Annotated in this window: 21 protein-coding genes; 8 read left to right on the top strand and 13 right to left on the bottom strand. The window is 59.2% G+C overall.

Annotated elements, in window-relative coordinates:
- Positions 1 to 29: 29 nt before the first annotated feature.
- Together RUE5091_RS01850 and RUE5091_RS01845 are read right to left on the bottom strand one after the other, a co-directional pair.
- Positions 30 to 938: a DMT family transporter gene (locus tag RUE5091_RS01850; protein ID WP_058280166.1), complete on the bottom strand. Its 909-nt coding sequence runs from the start codon at positions 936 to 938 to the stop codon at positions 30 to 32.
- 40 nt (positions 939 to 978) lie between these two features.
- Positions 979 to 1,578, bottom strand: coding sequence for a LysE/ArgO family amino acid transporter (locus tag RUE5091_RS01845; protein WP_058280165.1), 600 nt, complete (start codon positions 1,576 to 1,578; stop codon positions 979 to 981).
- Between the two features lie 86 nt (positions 1,579 to 1,664).
- Between RUE5091_RS01845 and RUE5091_RS01840 the strand changes: the two genes are divergently transcribed.
- On the top strand, positions 1,665 to 2,552 hold the full coding sequence (locus RUE5091_RS01840; RefSeq protein WP_058280164.1) for a LysR family transcriptional regulator ArgP: 888 nt from the start codon (positions 1,665 to 1,667) through the stop codon (positions 2,550 to 2,552).
- A gap of 12 nt (positions 2,553 to 2,564) precedes the next feature.
- Here the strand turns inward: RUE5091_RS01840 and RUE5091_RS01835 are convergent, their stop codons facing one another.
- Together RUE5091_RS01835 and RUE5091_RS01830 are read right to left on the bottom strand one after the other, a co-directional pair.
- Positions 2,565 to 3,839 (bottom strand): hypothetical protein, encoded by a 1,275-nt coding sequence (locus RUE5091_RS01835; protein ID WP_058280163.1) that lies wholly within the window; start codon positions 3,837 to 3,839, stop codon positions 2,565 to 2,567.
- A gap of 145 nt (positions 3,840 to 3,984) precedes the next feature.
- A complete protein-coding gene (locus RUE5091_RS01830) occupies positions 3,985 to 4,725 on the bottom strand; it encodes a YebC/PmpR family DNA-binding transcriptional regulator (protein WP_058280162.1) in 741 nt (246 codons plus the stop codon).
- 110 nt (positions 4,726 to 4,835) lie between these two features.
- On the opposite strand from RUE5091_RS01830, the gene RUE5091_RS01825 reads away from it, so the two are divergent.
- The 4 genes from RUE5091_RS01825 (at position 4,836) to RUE5091_RS01810 (ending at position 9,962) form a co-directional block, all read left to right on the top strand.
- Positions 4,836 to 6,608, top strand: a complete 1,773-nt coding sequence (locus RUE5091_RS01825) for an SLC13 family permease (RefSeq protein WP_058280161.1) — start codon at positions 4,836 to 4,838, stop codon at positions 6,606 to 6,608.
- 16 nt (positions 6,609 to 6,624) lie between these two features.
- On the top strand, positions 6,625 to 7,359 hold the full coding sequence (locus tag RUE5091_RS01820) for a glutamine amidotransferase (RefSeq protein WP_058280160.1): 735 nt from the start codon (positions 6,625 to 6,627) through the stop codon (positions 7,357 to 7,359).
- A gap of 72 nt (positions 7,360 to 7,431) precedes the next feature.
- The gene (locus RUE5091_RS01815; protein ID WP_058280159.1) at positions 7,432 to 8,289 is read left to right on the top strand and encodes a bile acid:sodium symporter family protein; all 858 of its coding nucleotides are present in this window, start codon (positions 7,432 to 7,434) and stop codon (positions 8,287 to 8,289) included.
- Positions 8,290 to 8,300: 11 nt separating this feature from the next.
- Complete coding sequence (locus RUE5091_RS01810) at positions 8,301 to 9,962, top strand: FAD-binding dehydrogenase (RefSeq protein WP_058280158.1); 1,662 nt, start codon at positions 8,301 to 8,303, stop codon at positions 9,960 to 9,962.
- A gap of 10 nt (positions 9,963 to 9,972) precedes the next feature.
- Here RUE5091_RS01810 and RUE5091_RS01805 read toward each other — a convergent pair whose 3' ends face one another.
- The 3 genes from RUE5091_RS01805 to RUE5091_RS01795 all read right to left on the bottom strand — a co-directional run bounded on the left by RUE5091_RS01805 (position 9,973) and on the right by RUE5091_RS01795 (position 13,484).
- Complete coding sequence (locus RUE5091_RS01805) at positions 9,973 to 10,713, bottom strand: YbaY family lipoprotein (RefSeq protein ID WP_058280157.1); 741 nt, start codon at positions 10,711 to 10,713, stop codon at positions 9,973 to 9,975.
- Positions 10,714 to 10,809: 96 nt separating this feature from the next.
- Entirely contained in the window at positions 10,810 to 12,588 is a 1,779-nt protein-coding gene (locus tag RUE5091_RS01800) for an SLC13 family permease (protein ID WP_058280156.1), read from the bottom strand.
- Between the two features lie 80 nt (positions 12,589 to 12,668).
- Positions 12,669 to 13,484 (bottom strand): TIGR00282 family metallophosphoesterase, encoded by an 816-nt coding sequence (locus RUE5091_RS01795; RefSeq protein ID WP_058280155.1) that lies wholly within the window; start codon positions 13,482 to 13,484, stop codon positions 12,669 to 12,671.
- Between the two features lie 89 nt (positions 13,485 to 13,573).
- Between RUE5091_RS01795 and RUE5091_RS01790 the strand changes: the two genes are divergently transcribed.
- Positions 13,574 to 13,807, top strand: coding sequence for a putative hemolysin (locus tag RUE5091_RS01790; protein ID WP_058280154.1), 234 nt, complete (start codon positions 13,574 to 13,576; stop codon positions 13,805 to 13,807).
- 5 nt (positions 13,808 to 13,812) lie between these two features.
- On the opposite strand, the gene RUE5091_RS01785 is transcribed toward RUE5091_RS01790, so the two are convergent.
- Both RUE5091_RS01785 and mgtE read right to left on the bottom strand, forming a co-directional pair.
- Positions 13,813 to 14,376 carry a 5-formyltetrahydrofolate cyclo-ligase gene (locus tag RUE5091_RS01785; RefSeq protein WP_058280153.1) on the bottom strand — a complete coding sequence of 188 codons (564 nt, stop codon included), beginning with the start codon at positions 14,374 to 14,376 and terminating at the stop codon, positions 13,813 to 13,815.
- Positions 14,373 to 15,767, bottom strand: a complete 1,395-nt coding sequence (gene mgtE, locus RUE5091_RS01780; protein WP_058280152.1) for a magnesium transporter — start codon at positions 15,765 to 15,767, stop codon at positions 14,373 to 14,375. Before mgtE ends, RUE5091_RS01785 begins: the two co-directional genes overlap by 4 nt.
- A 139-nt stretch (positions 15,768 to 15,906) precedes the next feature.
- Between mgtE and guaD the strand changes: the two genes are divergently transcribed.
- Entirely contained in the window at positions 15,907 to 17,196 is a 1,290-nt protein-coding gene (gene guaD / locus RUE5091_RS01775) for a guanine deaminase (protein WP_058280363.1), read from the top strand.
- Here guaD and RUE5091_RS01770 read toward each other — a convergent pair.
- The 3 genes from RUE5091_RS01770 to RUE5091_RS01760 form a co-directional block, all read right to left on the bottom strand.
- Positions 17,193 to 18,527 carry an 8-oxoguanine deaminase gene (locus tag RUE5091_RS01770; RefSeq protein WP_058280362.1) on the bottom strand — a complete coding sequence of 445 codons (1,335 nt, stop codon included), beginning with the start codon at positions 18,525 to 18,527 and terminating at the stop codon, positions 17,193 to 17,195. The two genes, guaD and RUE5091_RS01770, sit on opposite strands and share 4 nt — an antisense overlap.
- A gap of 113 nt (positions 18,528 to 18,640) precedes the next feature.
- The gene (gene hisN / locus RUE5091_RS01765; RefSeq protein ID WP_082643519.1) at positions 18,641 to 19,432 is read right to left on the bottom strand and encodes a histidinol-phosphatase; all 792 of its coding nucleotides are present in this window, start codon (positions 19,430 to 19,432) and stop codon (positions 18,641 to 18,643) included.
- 46 nt (positions 19,433 to 19,478) lie between these two features.
- Positions 19,479 to 19,850, bottom strand: a complete 372-nt coding sequence (locus RUE5091_RS01760) for a helix-turn-helix domain-containing protein (protein ID WP_058280151.1) — start codon at positions 19,848 to 19,850, stop codon at positions 19,479 to 19,481.
- Positions 19,851 to 20,155: 305 nt separating this feature from the next.
- Between RUE5091_RS01760 and RUE5091_RS01755 the strand changes: the two genes are divergently transcribed.
- Positions 20,156 to 21,112 carry an NADPH:quinone oxidoreductase family protein gene (locus RUE5091_RS01755; RefSeq protein WP_058280150.1) on the top strand — a complete coding sequence of 319 codons (957 nt, stop codon included), beginning with the start codon at positions 20,156 to 20,158 and terminating at the stop codon, positions 21,110 to 21,112.
- Here the strand turns inward: RUE5091_RS01755 and RUE5091_RS01750 are convergent.
- Positions 21,109 to 21,990 carry a LysR family transcriptional regulator gene (locus RUE5091_RS01750; RefSeq protein ID WP_058280149.1) on the bottom strand — a complete coding sequence of 294 codons (882 nt, stop codon included), beginning with the start codon at positions 21,988 to 21,990 and terminating at the stop codon, positions 21,109 to 21,111. The genes RUE5091_RS01755 and RUE5091_RS01750 overlap by 4 nt on opposite strands.
- Positions 21,991 to 22,079 lie beyond the last annotated feature (89 nt).

Here is a 22,079-nt window from a genome sequence, read left to right as displayed (position 1 = left end):
CAATAACCATTTTCGCACGCTAAAACCCGCTAGAGTTTTGGGGCTATGCTCGGTGTGGTCAAGCTGCTGCGGTTCAGAACCGCTTCGCGCCAGGCGATAAAGCTGACGGCGGACAGGATCAGCGTACCCCCGGCTACAACCCAGATGTCAACACTTTCGTGAAAAACCAGCGCGCCTAGCAGCGTGGCCCAGATCAATTGCAAGAAGGTCACTGGCTGCGTGACCGCCACCGGGGCTGCCTGCAACGCCAACGTCATAAAATAGTGCCCTGCGGTGGCAAAGCAGGCGACCAGAAACAACACCCATATGTCACGCAGGGTGGGAGTTTGCCAAACGGCAATGGCAAAGGGGATCAACGCTAGCGTTACCCAGATCGACAGATGCGCCACCACGACAGAGGGCGGTATATCGCGCACCAACAATTTGGCCAGCAGGTAAGATCCGCTCAGCATCAGCGCCGTACCCAGCATGGCCAAGTGGCCGGTCGACACCTCTCGGATTCCGGGGCGCAGGATAATCGCCACGCCGACCAGCGCTACCAGAATTGCTGCGATCCGGCGAAAGGCCAGCGGCTCACCCAAAAACAGCGCAGCTCCCAATGTGACATAGACCGGAGTCATGTAGTTCATCGCCGTGACCTCCGCCAAAGGGATCTGGGTCATCGCGTAAAACCACAGCATTACCGCGAAGGCGTGTATGATTCCACGCAGCCCGAACAGCGTCAGATGCCGGCTCGTCAGATGGGTCGACAGGATCGACCGCAACGCTGGCAACAGAAACACCAGCCCCAAAGCATAACGTATGAAGGCTGCCTGGATCGGGCTCATGGTTGTGCCCAGCGATTTGACCAGGGCCGTCATCACCACAAACGATAGCCCGGCAGCGAACATCCAGAACATGCCCGCAAGGGGTCGGTATGAGACGGCAGAGGTTGTCATGTCGAAACCTGAACACTGAAATCAGCGCAGGCACAACCCTTCACATGACAACAAGTTTTAGTGCGATACCCAGCATGACGATGCCGATAACCACATCCAGAATCTGCCAAGCGCGCGGCCGGGCGAAGATCGGGGACAGCACCCGAGATCCATAGCCGAGCGAAAAAAAGAATACGAAGCTGGACAGCATCGCGCCACTGGCAAAGGCCAAACGGTCATCATACTGGGCCGAGATCGACCCGATCAAAACAACCGTATCCAGATAGACATGCGGATTTAGCCAGGTAAAGGCCAGCACGGTCAGCAACACCGACCGCAGGCTGGCGCGCTGACCTTTGGACACGTCCATCGCTGCCCCGCCCTGCCACGCGGACTGCAGACTGCGTAGCCCGTACCAGGTCAGAAAGATCGCTCCTCCGTACCGCATGACGGTTTCAAACCATGGCGCCGCCGCAGCCAGCGCACCGAATCCTGCGACACCCGCAGCGATCAGGATGGCGTCCGACACCGCGCAGGTCAGGACCAAAGGGAACACATGCTCGCGCCGCAGACCCTGACGCAGAACAAATGCGTTCTGCGCACCAATGGCCAGGATCAGGCTAAAGCCCAGGGCAAAACCGGCGATCAGGGATGTAGACATGAAACCTCCTGTAGTCTGAGGCATTGACTACGAGTATTTGCACGACCTATCAAATTAAAGATGTTGACCTCAGTTAAGTATGGCTAATGCTACTGGATCCCAATCACCTGTCGGCTTTATCGTCGATCCTGCGGCATGGCAGCTTTGATGCAGCTGCAGCTGAACTTTCGGTGACGCCCTCGGCCATTTCTCAGCGGATCAAGGCGCTGGAGGATCGTGTGGGCGCGGCGTTGATTAATCGCGGACCGCCTTGCACCGGAACGCCGGCGGGACTGCGCATCGCCCAACATGCCGAGGATATCGGGCTGCTTGAGGCAAAGCTGACCCGCGAACTGACCCTGGATCAAGGCACAGGCCCGGCCCGCGTCCGTGTCGCCGTGCCAGCCGACGTTTTGGCCGCTTGGTTCATCGACGCCATGGCACAGGTGGATGGGCTGCTGTTTGATCTGGTAGTGGATGATCAGGATCACTCGGCAGAGTGGCTGCGTCGCGGCGAGGTCAGCGCCGCCATCACTGTTGGCGGTCAGTTGGTTTCGGGCTGCGATACTTATGCTCTGGGTGTACTGCGTTACATCGCGACGGCCAGCCCCGCCTTCATGCAGCGGTGGTTCGCGGAGGGTGTGAACGAACGCTCGCTGGCCCTTGCCCCTTGCCTGACTTTCAATCGCAAGGACGGCCTGCAGCGCACATGGATCATCGAACAAATGGGGCGCCGAATTTCTCCGCCCTCTCATTATCTGCCGTCCCCACAAGGATTTGTGGATGCGGCCATTGCGGGAATGGGTTGGGGTATGAACCCGATCGCACTGGCGCAGCAAGCGTTAAAGGATGGGCGACTATCTCCGCTGTTGCCCGACGCTCCCCTCGACGTGTCTCTGACCTGGCAGGTGGGCCGCGTTCTTTCGCCCGCACTTGCCCCGTTGACCCACGCAATCCGGCGAACTGCAGCAGAAATGCTTCTTCCGCCGCAGTAATAATGAGCCACGTCACGCCGCCGCGGCCTTTTCAGCGTTGGGCAGAACCACGCGGTAACAGGTGACGGCAGCGAACAGGCTGACCAGAGCGATGAACACAATCGCCCATGCGACCTCATGCATATGCGCGACACCGGCCAGGGCCGCCGACAGGATCACCGCCGTAATCCGGCAAATGCTTTTGATCGCCGCCGCCCCTTTTACGCGCTGATCCTTGGGGGCCACATCAAGATAGTACAATTTCCGCGCACCGCTTATGCCCGTTACTGCCACAGTCACGATGAACAGCGCGATAGCGTGCAGGTGCACAGCGTGATCGACGCCCAGGAAATGCACCGTCACAAGCGTGGCACCAGTCACGGACACCATCAGGTTTCCGGTCACCATAACGGCACGATGAGATTTCATGTTCACCAGCTGCCACAACGGGGCCGAGACCAGATATCCCGACGCTGACGAGATGATCATGGCCGTCAGCCCCTTGGCCGAAGCATGATGCGCCTCGGCTGCGATCAGGGCAAAGAACGGCACGGACAGGGACACCACAACCAAGGGCAACCGCATCACCAGATACCGGCGGAACCAGGCCTGTTCAAACATGGCGACAATATCAGTGAAGTTATCCGAAAACTTCCGCTTGGCTTTCTGTTGCGGCGCATCCCTAACGTCGGCCTCGCGCCCGATTTCCGAGATTGCCAAAATGGTAAGTCCAGACAGAACAAAGAAAGCTACCGATACCGCGATCACAGCGGAATGTCGGGAAAAAGGCGGGTTTTCCTTTGTGATCTCATGCACCAAAACTACCAATCCGATGGCCCCCAACCCTCCAATACCAAGTTGAAGATAGTGCATGATCATCCGCGATTTGGATTGCACCTGATCGCCGATCAAATCAGTAAACATCAGCGACTGAATCTCTTCGATCAAGCCGATCACGAAGAACGCCGCAACAAAGGCCAGAGCAATTGCGGGGACATATCCGGTCGCGGCCACCAAAACCGCCATGACAAGGCATGCTCCGACCCCGACCTCGGTCAGGGCTATTCCGCGTTTCTTCTGCTGTCGCGCCGAGATCGGCTGCGCCAGGAAGATATCGGAAATCATGCTGCCTAACATGCGGATAGAGACCAGCGCGCCTGCGATGAACATGGGCAATTCCAGCGACACCGCCAGAAACGGCAGGACGATGGAAGGGCTGCCAAGGGTCCAAGCGACCTGAGACAGGATGCTTTGCCCAGTCAGAACCGGGATGTTCCGTTTCGGCGTACCGGGTGAATTGTCCGTCATTCTCTCAGTCAGATTATATGCTGGGCGGGCACACATGTTCGGATCAAGCCTAACGGGTTCAGGCCAACCGGCCAAGAACCCAGTTCCTGTAAAGCAAAAAACCCGGTCAGAGACCGGGTTTAATATCTAACAGTTTTCGATCAGATCAGAGCTGCGCCATGACCTCGTCCGTCGCTTCGAAGTTGGTGGTAACGCGCTGGACGTCGTCGTCATCCTCCAGCGCATCGACCAGCTTCATCAGCTTTTGCATGTCTTCCAGCCCCAGCTCGGTCGTGGTGGTGGGTTTCCAGACCAACTTGGTTGTGTCGGATTCGCCCAGCGCAGCTTCAAGCGCACCCGACACCTCGTTCAGGTCGGTATCGGCGCACCAGATGATGTGACCGTCTTCCGAGCTTTCGACGTCTTCCGCACCCGCTTCGATCGCCGCTTCAAACAGCGCGTCGGCATCGCCTACGGTTGCCGGATAGACGACCTCGCCCTTGCGTTCGAACATGAACCCGACTGAGCCGGTCTCACCCAGATTGCCGCCGTTTTTGGAAAAGGTTGAACGTACAGTCGACGCCGTCCGGTTGCGGTTGTCGGTCATCGCCTCAACGATCACGGCCACACCGTTGGGGCCATAGCCCTCGTACCGGATTTCTTCGTAATCGTCGCCGTCGCCCGCCTGCGATTTCTTGATCGCCCGGTCGATCACGTCCTTTGGAACCGAGTTCGACTTTGCCTCTTTCACCGCCAGACGCAGGCGGGGGTTCTTATCGGGATCGGGGTCGCCCATCTTGGCGGCGACGGTGATTTCTTTCGACAGTTTGGAAAACAGCTTGGACCGCGCGGCGTCCTGACGTCCCTTGCGGTGCTGGATGTTAGCCCATTTGGAGTGGCCTGCCATGGTGCGTCCTCGTGATAGAAATTGCGTGTTCGGCGCTCATATAGACGTTTGCAGGGCATGGGATCAAGAGAGCGGCTTGCGAGACGCCCCCTTGCGGGTATGGTGACAGCATGACGACAGACCAGATTATTCTTTTTGCCCTTTTCGCCACTGTGTTCGGAATGCTGCTTTGGGGGCGCTTTCGCTATGATCTTGTAGCATTTTCCGCGTTGATGATCGGGGTCATGCTGGGTGTCGTACCGGTAGACAACGCCTTTGCGGGGTTCGGGCATCCGGCGACTATTATTGTAGCGTTGGTTCTGGTCGTCTCAGCCGGTTTGGTTCGGTCCGGGGCGGTGTTTCTGATCACACGCACCTTGGTAGATGCCTCGCGCGGGCTTGGTGCGCATATCGCACTTATGGGTGGGATCGGCGCGGTCTTGTCGGCTTTCATGAACAACGTGGCCGCGCTGGCACTGCTGATGCCGGTCGATATCCAGACTGCGCGCAAGGCGGGGCGGTCGGTGGGTCTGACCCTGATGCCGCTGAGCTTTGCCACCATTCTGGGCGGCATGGCGACCCTGATTGGGACGCCGCCAAATATCATCATCGCCTCGATCCGCGCCGAAACACTGGGCGAGCCGTTCCGGATGTTCGATTTCGCCCCTGTCGGTGGGCTGGCGGCGATTGCCGGGCTGGCATTCGTATCGCTGATAGGCTGGCGGCTGATACCGAACCGTGGCCCGCAAGAGGAAACGTCCGAGGCGCTGGCCGAATATATCGCTGAACTGACCATCCCACCGGAATCGGCCCATATCGGCAAAAGGGTCAGCGAATTATACGAGGCCGCCGAGAAATCCGACGTCGCCATCCTTGGACTGATCCGTGACGGCAAGAGACGCTATGGACGGTCGGCTCATGCCACCCTGAAACCGGGCGACGCGCTGGTGCTTGAGGCCCGCCCCGAGGCGCTGGATGAATTCCGCGCGGCGCTGAACCTCGATTTTTCGGACACGCGGCGGCAGGAATTGCTGACCGCCGAGGGCGACGGTCTGGAAGTAATCGAGGTCGTTGCCACCGAAAGCGCCCGCATCGCCGGGCGCACTGCGCAGGGGCTGGGACTGGCCTGGCGCCAAAGCACTGTGCTGATGGGCATCTCGCGCCAGGGTCGCCGCATCACCGAACAGGTCCGCAAGACCGAAGTGGAGGCGGGAGATATCCTGCTTTTGCTCTGCCCTCGCGACCGCAGTGCTGACGTGACCGAATGGCTGGGCTGCCTGCCGCTGGCCGCGCGCGGCCTGAACGTCACTGCCAATGATAAGGCCTGGCTGGCCATCGGGCTGTTTGTCGCTGCGGTACTGGCCGCAAGTGTCGGGCTGATTTACCTGCCGATTGCGCTGGGGTTTGTCGTCGTCGCCTATGTGCTGACCAAGATCATGCCGATTGCCGATCTCTATAACCATATCGAATGGCCGGTCGTTGTGTTGCTGGGTTCGATGATCCCGCTGGGCAGTGCGTTAGAGACATCGGGTGGCACCGAATTGATCGCCAACGCGCTGGTGCAACTTACCGACGGGCTGCCTGCTTGGGCCATTCTGACGGTGTTGATGGTGGTCACGATGACCTTGTCGGATGTACTGAACAACACCGCCACGGCGATCGTGGCGGCCCCCGTGGGCATTCAGATGGCACGTACACTTGAAGTCTCGCCCGACCCGTTCCTGATGACGGTCGCCGTGGCGGCCTCTGCCGCGTTCCTGACCCCGATCGGGCATAAGAACAACACGCTGGTACTGGGCCCCGGAGGCTATCGGTTCGGGGATTACTGGCGTATGGGGCTGCCGCTGGAAATCCTCATCGTTGCGGTTTCCATTCCCGCCATCCTTGTCTTCTGGCCGCTTTGACGGGTAAGGGCACTGCATGAAACGATTTCTGATCCTGCAATTGCGCCCCGAGACCGAAGCTTCAGACGCCGAATACGCCTCGATTCTGGACAAGACCGGCTTGTCGCCGGATCAGAGCCATCGTATCCGACTGGACTGCGAAGACCTGCCTGAGGGTCTGGATGTGACAGACTATGCTGGCGTAATCGTTGGCGGAGGTCCCGGCTGTGTCAGTGACGATCCGGCAACGAAGTCGCCGGTGGATGCGCGCGTTGAAGCGTCCATCATGGGACTTATGCCGCAGATCACCGCAAACGATCATCCTTTCATGGGCTGCTGCTATGGGCTGGGCATTCTGACCGCACATCTGGACGGTGATGTCAGCAAAAATCAGTTCGGAGAGCCCGTCGGCCCCTCGATCTGTCACCTGACCGAAGAAGGCGCGCATGACCCTTTGACCGCCGGGCTGGGCGACAGTTTCGAAGCTTTCGTTGGCCACAAAGAGGCCGTGCAGTCCCTGCCCGACGGTTGCGTGCATCTGCTGGCCTCGGACCCCTGCCCGTTTCAGATGATCCGCTGGGGGCAAAATGTTTATGCCACTCAGTTCCACCCCGAGGCCAACGCGCAGGACTTTGAACAGCGCATCAACATCTACAAGGATTTCGGTTATTTCCCGCCCGAAGATGCCCAGCGCCTGATCGATATCTGCCACGCCGCCGACGTCACCAAGCCCGGCGAAATCCTGCGCCGCTTCGCCCAGCGCTACATGTGACCCAACGGACTGGTTGCCTGTAGCTTCCCCCCTCGCATAGGCTAATCGGAATGGCTTTGGGAGGAGTTGTTCTTGGATCTGCTAATAAATGTCGGCCTGCCGGTTTCGCTGGCTATTATCATGTTGTCTCTGGGCGTTGGACTGCACGTTTCTGATTTCAAACGTGTATTCAGCCGGGGCTACCCGTTTGCCATCGGCGCGCTGAGCCAGGTTGTACTGCTGCCCATCGTGGCCTTTATCATCGTCAAACTGTTCGCCTTGCCGCCTGAAATCGCGGTGGGCTTCATGCTGCTCAGTTTTTGCCCCGGCGGTGTGACCAGCAACATCCTGTCCAAGCTGGCAAGGGCCGATGTCGCGCTGTCGGTCAGCCTGACTGCCGTGATCAGCCTGCTGTCGATGATTACTGTTCCCGTTCTCGCGGCCTGGACCATCACTCATTTCATGGGCGAGGACGCACCTGACGTCTCGATCACCGGGCTGGCAATTGCGATGTTCCTGATTACCACCTTGCCCGTGGCAATCGGCGTCACCCTGCGCCATTTCGCAGCCGGGTTCGCCGAACGGATCGACGCGCCGCTGTCGAAAGCGGCCACCGTCCTTTTTGTTCTGATCGTGATGGCCGCCGTAGCGGGGAACTGGCAATTGCTGATCGACAACCTTGGGATCATGGGCGCGGGGCTGGTCACCCTGAACGTCGCGCTGTTGGCAATTGGGCTGGGGATCGCCCGTGCTGCAAGGCTGTCGTGGACTGAAAGCAAGACGATCTCAATCGAAACCGGTATCCAGAACTCGACATTGGGGATCACTTTGGCGGCGTTGATCACCGGAACGGACAGCGGATTCAGCCCATTGGCCCTGCCTGCGGCCGTCTACGGGATCATGATGTATGTCGTAGCCCTGCCCTATATCGCCTGGCTCCGCGGCCGCTGAAAGGACAAGACATGACCAACAACACAGCTGACGCCATTGTCGTGGGCGCCGGGTTGGCCGGTCTGGCCGCTGCGGCCGAACTGGGGGATCGCGGCAAAAAGGTGATCGTGCTGGACCAGGAGCCCGCGCATTTTCTGGGCGGTCAAGCGCATTGGAGCCTGGGCGGCCTGTTCATGGTCGACACACCGGAACAACGCCGGATGGGCATCAAGGATAGTCACGATCTTGCGCTGCGCGACTGGATGGGCAGCGCCCAGTTCGACCGCGACGAAGACGCATGGCCCCGCAAATGGGCCGAGGCCTATGTGGAATTTGCCGCCGGAGAGATGCGCCCGTGGTTGCATGAGATGGGCCTGCGCTGGTTCCCCATCGTGGGTTGGGCTGAACGTGGCGGGTCCTATGCGGATGGTCACGGCAACTCGGTGCCGCGGTTTCACATCACTTGGGGCACTGGACCGGGCGTTCTGAAGAACTTTGTCCGCCGCGTGCGCGAACATGTCAGTGCTGGGCTGATCGAGTTGAAATTCCGCCATCAGGTCAGCCACATCATCATGCAAAACGGGTGCGCCAAGGGGGTCTCGGGCGAAGTTCTGGCCGATGACACGGCACCCCACGGAGCCAAGACCAACCGCGATGAAGTGGGTGAGTTCGAGGTCTATGCGCCCTCGGTTGTCGTCACCTCGGGCGGGATCGGCGGCAATTTCGAGATGGTGCGCAAAAGCTGGCCCCGCGACCGACTGGGCGAGCCGCCAAAAGATATGGTGGCGGGCGTGCCGTTTCATGTCGATGGCCGCATGATCCCGATCAGCGAAAAGGCTGGCGGTCACGTGATCAACGGCGACCGGATGTGGCACTATACCGAGGGCGTGCGGAACTGGAAACCGATCTGGCCTTCGCATGGCATTCGTATCCTGCCCGGCCCCAGCTCAATGTGGTTTGACGCGCGTGGAAACCGGTTGAAGCCGCCCTTCATGCCGGGGTTCGACACACTGGGCACGCTGCAGGAAATCCTGAAAACCGGATATGAATACAGCTGGTTCGTGCTGACCCAAAAGGTGATCAAAAAGGAATTCGCCCTCTCCGGGTCCGAGCAGAACCCAGACATGACCGATGGCGGCTGGCGCGAAGTGTTGTTTCAGCGCGTCCTGACCGGCTCAAAAGCCACTGCGCCCGTCGAGGCATTCAAGGAACATGGTGAGGACTTCATTGTCGCCAACACCCTGACCGAACTGGTCAGCGGCATGAACCAGTTGGGCGGAGGTCTGATTGACGAGACCCATCTGCGCGCCCAGATCGAAGCGCGGGATAGCCAGGTCGACAACCCATTTACCAAAGACGCGCAGATGGCCGCCATTCTGGCTGCCCGCAATTACCGGGGCGACAAGTTGATCCGCACCGCCAAGCCGCATAAATTCCTGGATCCCGCAAACGGTCCGTTGATCGCCGTGAAGCTGCACGTGCTGACACGTAAGACGTTGGGTGGGTTGCAGACCAATCTCGACAGCCAGATGATCGGCGCGGACGGACAAGTTGTGCCCGGCCTGTTTGCAGCGGGTGAAGTCGCCGGTTTTGGTGGCGGTGGCTATCACGGCTACAACGCGCTGGAAGGCTCGTTTCTGGGCGGTTGCATATTCTCGGGCCGCAATGCCGGGCGATCAAGGGCCGTCGCCTGACGGCCCTGCTTTACCGGGTGCGCACAAATTTGACTACCGGTTCCCCCGCAGCGTCCAGAAAGGCCAGCGCATCGCCTTCGACTGCATAGGTGGTGGCGCTTTGCAGGGCTTGGAAGAACTGCCGCTCGACTTCTTCCAAGGCCGGAGGGCACGCCATCAGCGTGGCAGCCATATTGTCGGGAAATGCGATAGTCGCACCAGAAATGTCAGCCTGCCCGTTGAACCGGTTGCAGCCACCGCTGCCTGAAAAGGCACCGTCTTGGGCAAAGTTGATCTCGGGGCGACGCTCGGCCTCAATCGGCGTGCCGTTAAGCGCGGCGGCTGTCCACTGTGTGTCGTCCAGGATGCTTCCCCCCTGCACTTGCACCAGCATAAGGTCTGCAGAATTCCCGGCTCCATCGGTCAGAACCGGATAGGCCGTATCTGTGGTGAACAGCAGGTCTTGCCCCTGACTGATCGAGGCCCGCACCACATAGCGGTGCCCGTCCTTGATCAACTCGTCATCAAAGGTCAGCTCGAACTGCGCAGGCACGCTATCCATTGCATAGCGTTTTGCGGCAAGGGACACCGCCGGCGCATCTGCCAGTGAAACACCCTGCAGTTCAACATAAAGCGTTGCATCAGGTGGCACGGCAATACGTTCACGATAAGCGGCGGTTCCTGTTACGGTTCCGGCATGACTTTGGGTGCCCAGAATAGTCAGTACAAGAGCACAGGCTACAATGGCCTGACCGAGCTTTGGAAATGGCATGACACAATCCTTTCACTTCCGCATTGGTAGAAAAGATCGTGGTCGGATCAGTATTTACAAGGTCAGTCGATCCAGATCGGCGATTCCACGCCTGCCCTACAGAGGCCAAATCAGCGGAATCAGCAGCGACGCAAGTAATCCGACGGTCAAGTTCAGCGGAATGCCGACCTTCATGAAATCGACAAACCTGTATCCGCCCGGACCATAGACCATCATGTTGGTCTGATACCCAATCGGCGTCGCGAATGAGGCCGAGGCTGCCACCATCACAGCTACCACTAGTGGGCGCGGATCAATCCCGACCGCCTGCGCCAACCCGATGGCAATCGGTGTCACCACCACGGCCACCGCGTTGTTTGACACCAGCTCGGTCAGGACCGAGGTCAGCAGGTAAACGGCCCAGATAATCAGGAAAGGCGGCAACGCGCTGAGGCCGGGTGCAATCGCCTCGACAATCAGCGAAACAGCGCCGGATTTGTCCAACGCCGCACCTATGGCCAGCATTGAGAAAATCAGCGCCAGCAGGCGACCTTCGACAAAAGAAAACGCCTCATCCGCGTCGATGCAGCGCGTGATTAGAACCACTGCAACTGCCAGAACCGACAGCAGCAGGATCGGCGCGACACCCAGCGCGGCCAAGGCGACGATACCGACAAGCGCGCCAATCGCGATGGGGGCATGGCTGCGCCGGAACGCGCGTGCAGACGGTTGCGAAACGTCGACCATGTCCATGTCGGCGGCCAGTTTCTGAATATCGGCAGGCGACCCCTCCAGCAGCAGCGTATCCCCGACCCGCACCACCAGATCATCCAGTTGACGCCCGATATTCTGGTTCCGGCGGTGTACAGCCAGCACATAGACACCATACCGACGCCGCAAACGCAGCGTGCCCAGCGTTCGACCCACCATGCGGCAACCTGGGGTGATCAGAACCTCAACCGTTTTGGTCTCAACCGCCGAGACCTGGTCAACGCGCTTTAGTTCCTTGTTGCTTTGCAAGCTCAGCAACTCGGTCATTTCAGTTCGCAGAACGACACGGTCGCCAAGTTTCAGCTCAACGCCTTTCAGGTTACGCCGCAGCGACTCATCCCCGCGGATTACGTCGATCAGCCGCACACCGGGGCGCTTGAACAGCTGCACCCCTGTTACCTCTCGCCCGATCAGGTTGCTTTCGGGGGGAATCACGGCCTCGGTGAAAAACTTCATCCTGGACCGGTCGGACAGCAGCGTAGCCATGCTGTCCCGATCCGGTAGCAGACGCGGTGCTATAAAACGCAGGTAGACCATGCCGTAGATCACCAGCGCGATGCCCAGCGGGGTCACTTCGAAAATGGTGAAAGCGGTCATCCCCTGCGCGCGGGCCACACCATCCACCAGCAGGTTGGTCGAAGTCCCGATCAGCGTCAGCGTGCCGCCTAGAATTGCCGCATAGCTGAGCGGGATCAACAGTTTCGAAGCCGGAACATTCAGCGTGCGCGCGATCTGTACAAAGACCGGGATCATCACGACCACCACCGGCGTATTCGACACCACGGCCGAGGCCAGCACAACGAACGCCATCAGCATCCCGATGGCAAAGCGTGGGTTCACCTGTGCCTGCTTCTGCGCGGTCGAGGTAAATGCATCCAGCGCCCCGGTGCGCACCAGCGCCCCCATGATGATGAACATCGCCGCAATCGTCCACGGTGCTGGGTTAGAGAGTACAGCCAGCGCGCTTTGATAGGGCAAGATGCCGGTCACCAGCATTACGGCGACACCGCCGATGGCGACGACTTCGGTTGGATAAACTTCGCGCAGGAACATGATAAACATGCCCGCGACGACCAAAAGCGCCAGTATCGCGCTGCCTGTTTCTGTCAGTTGAAGGAATTGCATTCTTGGTTTTGTGTCCGAACCCTGGCCTAGCTTACGCGCCCGTCGGGCAGTTTCCCGCATTGGGGACGCCAGAGCAAGCCTTACTGCGGCCCGGCCTGCTGCAATCGCCCGCCAACGCGTACCATTTGCACGGATTTTGATCGCCCATCGCGGTCATCGGTTTCGACGAAAACACCGCTCAGCGTTGCGTCGCCATTGGCCGGGGTGAACCGTGCCTTGGGCATACCAGTGATAAAGCGGCGCATCGGCTCGACCTTGTCCATCCCGATCACCGAGTCATAGTCGCCACACATTCCCGCATCGGTCAGGTAAGCCGTGCCGCCTGGCAGGATCTGGGCATCCGCAGTCGGGACATGCGTATGCGTGCCGACTACAAGGCTGGCACGTTTGTCACAATAATGGCCCATTGCCATCTTCTCGGACGTTGCCTCGCAATGCATATCGACGATGATCGCCTGGGCCTGCCCGCCGCGCGGATGGGATTTCAGGATGGGTTCAACGGCTGAAAACGGGTCATCAAAAGGCCGTTTCATAAAGACCTGCCCCAGCACCTGCACCACCAGAACCTTGCGCCCGCCCGGCGCGGTATACAGCCGATGCCCCCGCCCCGGTGCTCCCTTGGCGAAATTCACCGGGCGCACGATGCGCGGCTCTTTCTCGATGAACTGCAGCATGTCTTTCTGGTCAAACGCGTGATCGCCCAGCGTCAGACAATCCGCACCCGCGTCCAGCAGCAACTTGGCGTGATCGCCAGTCAGTCCCATCCCGTTCGAGGCGTTCTCGCCATTGATCACAACGAAATCCAGCCGCCATTCGTCGCGCAGACGTGGCAGATGTTGCTGAATGGCCGTGCGTCCCGCGCGGCCCATGACGTCACCCAGAAATAGTATCCTCATCCAACTTGTCCTAAGTGTGGTAATGGTCCAGCACAAGTGGTTAAGCTGCCTGCATAATCTGCCAAAGCCTTTTAAACAGGAGAATCTTGATGACTCGCAACCTTTTGGCCGCTGTTGGCCTGTTCGCACTTGCTGCCTGCGATGAAACCCCAGCGACCGATTCCACCGCGCAACTGGCGAACCCGGCGGCGACCTATTGCATCGACAGCGGCGCTCAGTATGAAATTCGCGACGGCGATAATGGTCAGTCGGGCGTTTGCATTCTGCCGGATGGGCGTGAAGTCGACGCGTGGGATTTCTTCCGTGAGAACCACCCGGGCTAAGGCGATCAGGCTGAGAACGTCAGAACCCGGCTTTCGGTAATCACCATATCCAGCGGCTGATCTGTGGGTTCCAACGGCAACCCTTTGGCCTCTTGTGCGTCAAAGGCAAAGCCAATGGCCAGTGTCGGGCGCTTGACGCGCAGGCCCTGCAACGTGCGGTCGTAAAAGCCGCCGCCATAGCCCAGCCGCCCGCCCTGCGCATCGAAAGCAACCAGTGGCACGATCAGAATCTCGGGGTCGAAGTAATCGTCGACCTCGGGCACCTTGGCCCCGAACGGGCCGTCCTTCAGCGTACCTTCGGGCGTCCAGCGCGAAAACTTCAGCGGCTGACCTGCGGCCTGAATGACGGGAACACCAACCGGACCATAAGCCGAGGCTTCGGCCATCGCCGCCACCGGATCAATCTCGGTTCGGATCGGCATGTAACCGGAAAGCGGCACACCGCGGTGTCCGGCCAGCACTTCGGATAAGCGTCCTGCCGTCCCAGGCAGACGGGTGTCAAACGCAGCCTTGCGGCGTGCAAAAGCCGCCTTGCGTGCGGCAGCTTTGATTTCGGTCAGATCGGTCACAATAGCACCACGCTGGCAAGTCCAAGGAACAGAAAGAACCCCATGACGTCCGTTGTAGTCGTCACGAAGGTGCCGGAGGCAAGCGCCGGGTCAGCGCCCAGACGGTCCAGCACCACAGGTACTACCGTACCAATGAAACCGGCGATGATCATGTTCACGACCAAGGCGGCACCGATCACGACACCCAGCATCGCGGAATCGAACCACATCATCCCCACCGTTCCCAAAACAATGGCGAAACACAGGCCGTTCAGCATCCCCACCATCAATTCCCGTCGGATCACGCGCAAAACGTTTGAACCCGTAAGGTCGCGCGTCGCCAAGGCCCGCACCGCAACGGTCAGCGACTGAGTTCCCGCATTCCCGCCCATCGACGCCACGATCGGCATCAGAATCGCCAGCGCCACCAGCTGATCAATCGCCGCCTCGAATTGCGAGATTACCAGCGAGGCGCAAATCGCCGTGCACAGGTTCACCGCCAGCCAAGGCAGGCGCCGCTTGCTGGTCGCAGCAACGCTGTCGGACAGCGAACTTTCGTTGCTGACCCCGGCAAGGTGCAGCATGTCCTCTTCGTATTCCTCATCCAAAACAACCATCGCATCGTCGATAGTGATCACACCGACCAGCCGCCCGTCGCCGTCGACCACGGGCGAAGAAATCAGGTGGTACTGGTTGAACGCATAGGCCACGTCCTCTTCGTCCTGATCTACGGGGATGGTGTGGAACTCTTCTTCGGCGATGTCATGTAACGGTACTTCGCGCCGGGCGGCCATCAGCTTGCCCAGCATGACCTGAGCCACTGGTTTCAGCCGGGGATCGACCAAAACGACGTGATAGAACTGTTCGGGCAGATCGTCGTTAGCCCGCATAAAATCAATGGCCTGTCCTACGGTCCAATGCTCGGGCGCCATGACAACCTCGCGCTGCATAAGGCGGCCGGCCGAGCTTTCGGGGTAGGACAGCGCCTGTTCGGCCGCGATCCGCTCGGAATCTTCCAGCGCGTCAAGGATGGCCTCTTGCTGCGGCTCTTCGAGGTCTTCCAGCAGGTCGACGACATCGTCGCTTTCCATGTCACGCACAGCTTCGGCCAGAACGTCTGGGCGCAGCACATCGATGATCTCTTCGCGGACGGCTTCGTCCAGCTCCGACAGGATGTCGCCGTCGAATTCCTTGTCGTATAGGCGGATCAGATGGATACGCTCATTCGGGCTGATCTGTTCCAGAAGGTCGGCGATGTCGGCGGCGTGCAGCGGATCCATCAGCTCGATCAGCTTGTCGCGATCCTCTACTTCGACCGCATACAAGATGTCAGCCACAGTCTTGCGGTCCAGCGCATAGACATCTTCGTCACTAGTGGACTCAGTTACGGGTTCATCAAAGCCTGTGGTCATGTCTGCCCCCGTTTTTTTCGCGCATTGCCCCTAATTAGAAGAAGCAGCTACCGGAAAACAATGACAATGCGCCGATTTACCGACAAGTTTCGCCCGCCTATGCTGTTTCACAGTCCGACATAGGCGGAGATGGATGAAAATGGCGCAAAAAACGCTACTGAAAGGGCGTGTCCTGAGCTTCACGAGTTCCCCCTTTGAAGGCGAACCGACCGAAGCCGTCAAAATCAGCGAGGCAGTTCTGATCGAAGACGGTCGCATTTCTGCAGTTGCAGACGCCGACGGCCTGCGCAACACCCACCCAGATGCCAAGGTGGTGGATCACGGCCAGAACGTGATCATGGCGGGATTCGTGGACGCGCATGTGCACTACCCCCAAACCGCGATGATCGCCAGCTGGGGCAAACGCCTGATCGACTGGCTGAACACCTACACCTTCCCCGAAGAAATGAAGTTCGGTGATCCGACTTATGCCTCTGAAATTGCCAACCGGTACCTTGACCTGACAAGCGAGCACGGAACCACGACCATGTGCAGTTTCTGCACCGTCCACCCCGAAAGTGTTGAAGCAATCTTTAACGCTGCACAGCAGCGCAACCAACGAGTCGTGGCGGGCAAAACCTGCATGGACCGCAATGCGCCAGAGGGGCTACGGGATACGGCGCAAACAGCATATGATCAGTCCCAAGCGTTGCTAGAGAAATGGCACGGCGTCGACCGCCTGTCCTATGCCATAACTCCGCGCTTTTCACCCACATCCACGCCCGAACAGCTTGATGCGATGGGCGCACTCTGGGCCGAGCATCCGCACTGCCTGATGCAAACGCATCTGAGCGAGCAAACCGATGAGATCGCCTGGGTTCGCGAGCTATTCCCTGAGGCGCGCGACTATCTGGATACCTATGAAAAATTTGGGTTGCTGGGGTCTCACGGCCTGTACGGCCATGTCATCCATCTTGAAGCGCGCGAACGCGACCGTCTTCGCGAGGTCGATGCGGCGCTAATCCATTGCCCAACCTCGAATACTTTCATTGGCTCTGGCCTGTTCGACATGAACGGGCTGATGCGTGATGGTCATCGCGTCGGGCTGGCAACGGATACCGGTGGCGGGTCCAGCTTTTCAATGCTGCGTACGATGGCCGCGGCGTATGAAATCGGACAGCTGCGCGGGACGCCTCTGCACGCGGCTCAACTTTTGTGGCTAAGCACGGTCGGATCGGCGCGCACGCTGCGGCTGGACGATTGCATCGGCAACGTTGCACCGGGGATGGAGGCCGATCTGATCGTGCTCGACCTAGCCTCGACCCCCGCCATCACCCAGCGCGAGGCCTGCGCCGAGGACCTGTGGGAGGCCATCTTCCCGACCATCATGATGGGCGATGACCGGGCGATCACAGAGGTCTGGATCGCCGGTCGGCGCGTTTCCAACTAGTCCTGTAGCGCACGGGCCAGCTGGTTCTGCCGTTCGATCACACGGGGCATGTCCAAAGTAGCGACATGCCCGTCGCGCACGATCTGACGGCCCTCGACGAACAGGTGTTTGACCTTCAGAGGACCAGCCAGCAGCAACGCCGCCGTATCCCAACTGCCCGCGCTTTCGATACAGCCAGTGTCCCAAATAGCAATATCCGCACGTTTTCCGGGTTCCAGACGTCCGCAATCGGGTCGGTTCAGCACATCCGCCCCGCCACGGGTCGCAATTTCCAACGCTTCGCGTGACGACATGGCATCGGCACCATTGGCCACCCGTTGCAGCAACATGGCCTGACGCGCCTCAAGCACCAGGCTGCCATTGTCGTTGCTGGCCGAGCCATCCGCGCCCAGCCCGACCGGCACGCCGTGATCTCGCATCGCGCGTACCGGCGCGATGCCAGATCCCAACCGGCAATTGGAACAGGGGCAATGCGCGACGCCGGTTTTGGTTCTGGCGAAAAGGTCGATCTCGGCGCCGTCCAGCTTAACGCAATGGGCGTGCCAGACATCCGGGCCGGTCCAGCCCAAATCCTCAGCATATTGGCCCGGACGGCAGCCGAACTGGGCCTGCGAATAGGCGATATCCTCATCGTTTTCCGCCAGGTGAGTGTGCAACATAACACCCTTATCCCGCGCCAGAATCGCCGCATTGCGCATCAGATCGCGGCTGACGGAAAATGGCGAACACGGCGCAAGTCCGACCCGGCACATTGCGCCCTCGGACGGGTCATGAAACGCATCGACTACACGGATCATATCGTCCAGAATCGCCTGCTCTTTTTCGACCAGGGCATCGGGCGGAAGTCCTCCGTCGCTTTCTCCGATACTCATCGCACCGCGCGTCGGATGGAATCGCAGGCCGATCTCGGCGGCGGCGGCAATGGTGTCGTCCAACCGTGCGCCGTTGGGAAACAGGTAAAGGTGGTCGGAACTGAGCGTACAACCGGATAGTGCCAGCTCGGCCAGCCCGATCTGGGCCGAGATGAACATTTCTTCGGGCCCAAAGCGGGACCAGATAGGATAAAGCGTCTTGAGCCAACCAAACAACAGCGCATCCTGTCCGCCAGGCACTGCGCGGGTCAGGCTTTGATAGAGATGGTGATGAGTATTGACCAGACCTGGCGTGACGACGCATCCTGCCGCGTCATGCATCTCTCCAGTTGTTTGCAGCCCATGACCGATCTGGTCGATCTGTCCACCACGGATCAGGATATCCGCGCCAGAAAGCTCGCTGCGTGTATCATCCATCGTCAGGATGGAGTCTGCGTTTTTGATTAGGATTTCGGTCATGTCGCCCCCTTGCATCCGCCCGTTTCGTGCAAGAAGGCAAGGGCTGGCGGAAAACGGGCACAAGAACCAGCCGGGCAGAGATTACCCGACCAGCTTTAACCCCGCAACATTTTTCAATAGTTGCGCAGAAGCGCCAGTGCCGCGGCATGCAAGTCCGCGTTTGCTGCAGCCAGCACCCGGCCACCCTCATGCGCGGGACCACCCTGCCAATCTGTCACGATTCCGCCTGCGGCCTCGATCACAGCAATAGGTGCCTGGACATCATAGGCGTTCAGGCCCGCCTCGATCACCAGATCGACCTGCCCCGCCGCCAGCAGAGCATAGGCATAGCAATCCATACCATAGCGTGTCAGTTGCACGTGTTGTGCCACGCCTTCGAACCCAGCGCGTTCTTCGGGAGTCCCGACCTCTGGGAAGGTTGTAAACAGAACCGCCTTACCCAGACTGGAGGTCGTGCGGGTTTTCAGCTGCATAGTCCCGGTCGGGCCGGTCGCTAGAGCAACGTCTGCCGATCCAACGAAACGCTCACCAATATAAGGTTGGTCGATGACCCCCAAGAACGGGCCGCCTTGATTGCTAAGGGCAATCAGAACGCCCCATGTCGGCGTGCCGCTGATGAAACCACGAGTGCCATCAATCGGATCCAGAACCCAGGTCCGGCCGGAACTGCCCTGCACCTGACCGAACTCCTCACCGAAAATACCGTCATCGGGGCGGTGTCTGGCCAAAACTGCGCGCATGGCTTTTTCCGCGTTCCGGTCTGCCACCGTAACCGGATCGAAGCCGTCTGCCAGCTTGTTCGATGTCTCAAGGTTTGATTGTCTGAAAAACGGAAGAATGGCCGCACGCGCCGCGTCGGCCATTTCTTCAGCTACTTCCAGATCACTTATAGGTGTCTCTTGCATGCGTTACCCGTGCGGTTCGAACGCAACAGAGTCAACCCTGGTTCTCTCAGGCGACGTCGCTCAGCACGCGGGCTAGTTCGAACAGACGGCGGCGTTGGTTTTCCGGAATCGCATAGTACGAGCGCACCAGATCCAGAGCTTCCTTGTCCCCCATCAGATCGGCCGGAACCGATTTCTTGCCGGTTGCTTCCTTTTCAGCCTCTTCCAGGCCTTCGAAGAAAAAACTGACAGGAACGTCCAATGCCTCGGCAATGTCCCACAGACGCGACGCGCTGATCCGGTTGGCACCTGTTTCATACTTCTGAATCTGTTGAAACTTAATACCAACTTGCTGCGCCAACTGCTGTTGGGTCATGCCAATCAGCCAGCGGCGATGCCTGACGCGTTTGCCCACATGGACATCGACGTGATGGGTCATTGGTATACTCCTCTAAACTACACACACACAACCGATTGGGGTGTGCGACATATATGTACTACCGCAACACTAGTGAGCCGCCCTTAATCACTCCCTAATCAGGAACATGCCCCCAAATCAGCAACTGGGACAATATTGCGCTTTTTGGTCTTTTTTTCAAGAAGGTTGAATCCGTTTCGCGGGGTAAAGGACTATGGTTGTACCTGCCGTTACGTAAGCTTTTAGCCCAGTTTTGGGCGTTTTTGTAAGAGATTGACAATCTCCGCCCCGCACGGACCTATGCGCCAAACTACAGGAGGGCGACTATGCTGGCCTATCGAATTTTATCCCAGGGCGAGGCCGCCCAGATTTGTGATATTGATAAGCCTGATCCGCAAGAAGGTCAGATCCGTGTCGCAATCAAAGCCTGTGGTTTGAACTTTGCCGATCTGTTGATGCAGAAAGGAACGTATCAGGACACGCCGTCCGCGCCGTTCACACAAGGAATGGAGATTGCCGGTGTGGTCGATGCCATCGGTCCCGGAGTTTCACACCTGAACCCAGGCGACCGGATTGCGGTCTATTCAGGTCAGGGTGGGTTGGCGGAATTCGGGGTGTTTGACGCAGACCGAGCAATTCCCCTGCCTGATTCTGTCAGCTTCGAAGATGCCGCCGCGATTCAAATCGCTTATGGCACCAGCCACCTCGCGCTGGATCACCGCGCCCGCTTGCAACCCGGGGAAGCCCTGCTGGTCACTGGTGCGGCTGGTGGTGTCGGCCTGACAGCGGTCGAGATCGGCAAACTGATGGGCGCAACCGTGATTGCCCATGCGCGCGGAGCGGACAAACTGACCGTCGCTCAGGCAGCAGGGGCGGATCACCTAATCGATGCGTCCGAGGATTTGCGCACACGCGTCAAGGAACTGGGCGGAGCGGACGTTGTGTATGACGCCATCGGCGGCGACGTGTTCAAAGCGGCCTTCCGCGCCACCAATCCCGAAGGCCGCCTGCTGCCCATCGGCTTTGCAGGCGGGGACGTACCGCAAATTCCCGCCAATCACCTGCTGGTCAAGAATCTGACGGTGATCGGCTTTTACATCGGTGGATACCTGACTTTTCGACCGCAAATCGTGCGGGACAGCTTTGACACGCTGTTTCGCTGGTGTGCCGAGGGGCGGATCAAGCCGCATATCAGCCATGTACTGCCCCTGACCGATGCCGAGAAAGGTCTGCAATTGCTGCGAGACCGCTCGGCAACCGGCAAGGTCGTTATTACCCCTTAACCGACCACGGCCTTCAGGGGCGCACTGCCTAGCATGCGGAAATTCTGCCGGACCAGCGCCGCCAGTGCCTCGACCAGCGGGCCACGCCCGGTTTCGCCACCGTAGAGGTTGATCATGTGCGCGGGCAGGTCGGGCAGAACGCCGCCATCGTCGATCTGAACCAGATGCGCGGCCTCGGTTCCGTCAAGCATGGCGTGGACGGCAAGGTCGGCGGCGACGGTCGCCTCGATGGTACGGTCGTTTTCAGTTTCAACCGACAGCTCCCACGGGATGCCAGCCTCGTCCAATGCCGCGATGACCTGCGGCCGGAACATGCAGCGACGGCCAAGCGCAATGGGGATCGGACGTTTGCGCCACGCCGACCCGCCCGGTGCACCGATCCAACGCAAGGGCAATTCGGCGACGGTTTCGCCCCCATCGCCCGCATTTGCTTCGGTCGTTAGGATCAGATCGCATTCGCCGCGCTTGAACATTTCCTTCAACTGCATCGTGTATGAGGAGATCAACTGCACCCGAACCCGCGGGAAATCTACGTTGAACCGCTGCAGAACCCGCGGAATCGCCGGGTAAACGATGTCGTGCGGCACGCCCAGAACGACTTCGCCCTCAAATGCCTGATCGGTGAGTTTCGAGATCACCTCATCGTTCAGCGCGATCATCCGGCGGGCATAGGCCAGCAGTTGCTCGCCAGACGCGGTCAGAGCGATGGTTCGGCCACTGCGATCCAGTAATTCCAGCCCCAGAAGCTCTTCCAAGCGCTTCAGCTGCATCGAAACGGCGGATTGTGTCAGGTGCAGGAAGCCGGCGGCGCGTGTCACTCCGCCCTGATCCGCCACCGCCACAAACGACCGCAATGTCGTAATGTCCAAATTCCGCATGTTCACGAATCCTTATGCATCACTTCAAAAACATTCATTTTTAAAATGTGTCATATTGCGCCATATAAATCAAGGAACTTGATGAGAGA

Origin of the sequence: Ruegeria denitrificans (assembly GCF_001458295.1) — a bacterium.
Classification (GTDB): Bacteria; Pseudomonadota; Alphaproteobacteria; order Rhodobacterales; family Rhodobacteraceae; genus Ruegeria; species Ruegeria denitrificans.
This window is presented reverse-complemented; position numbering and strand designations above follow the sequence as displayed.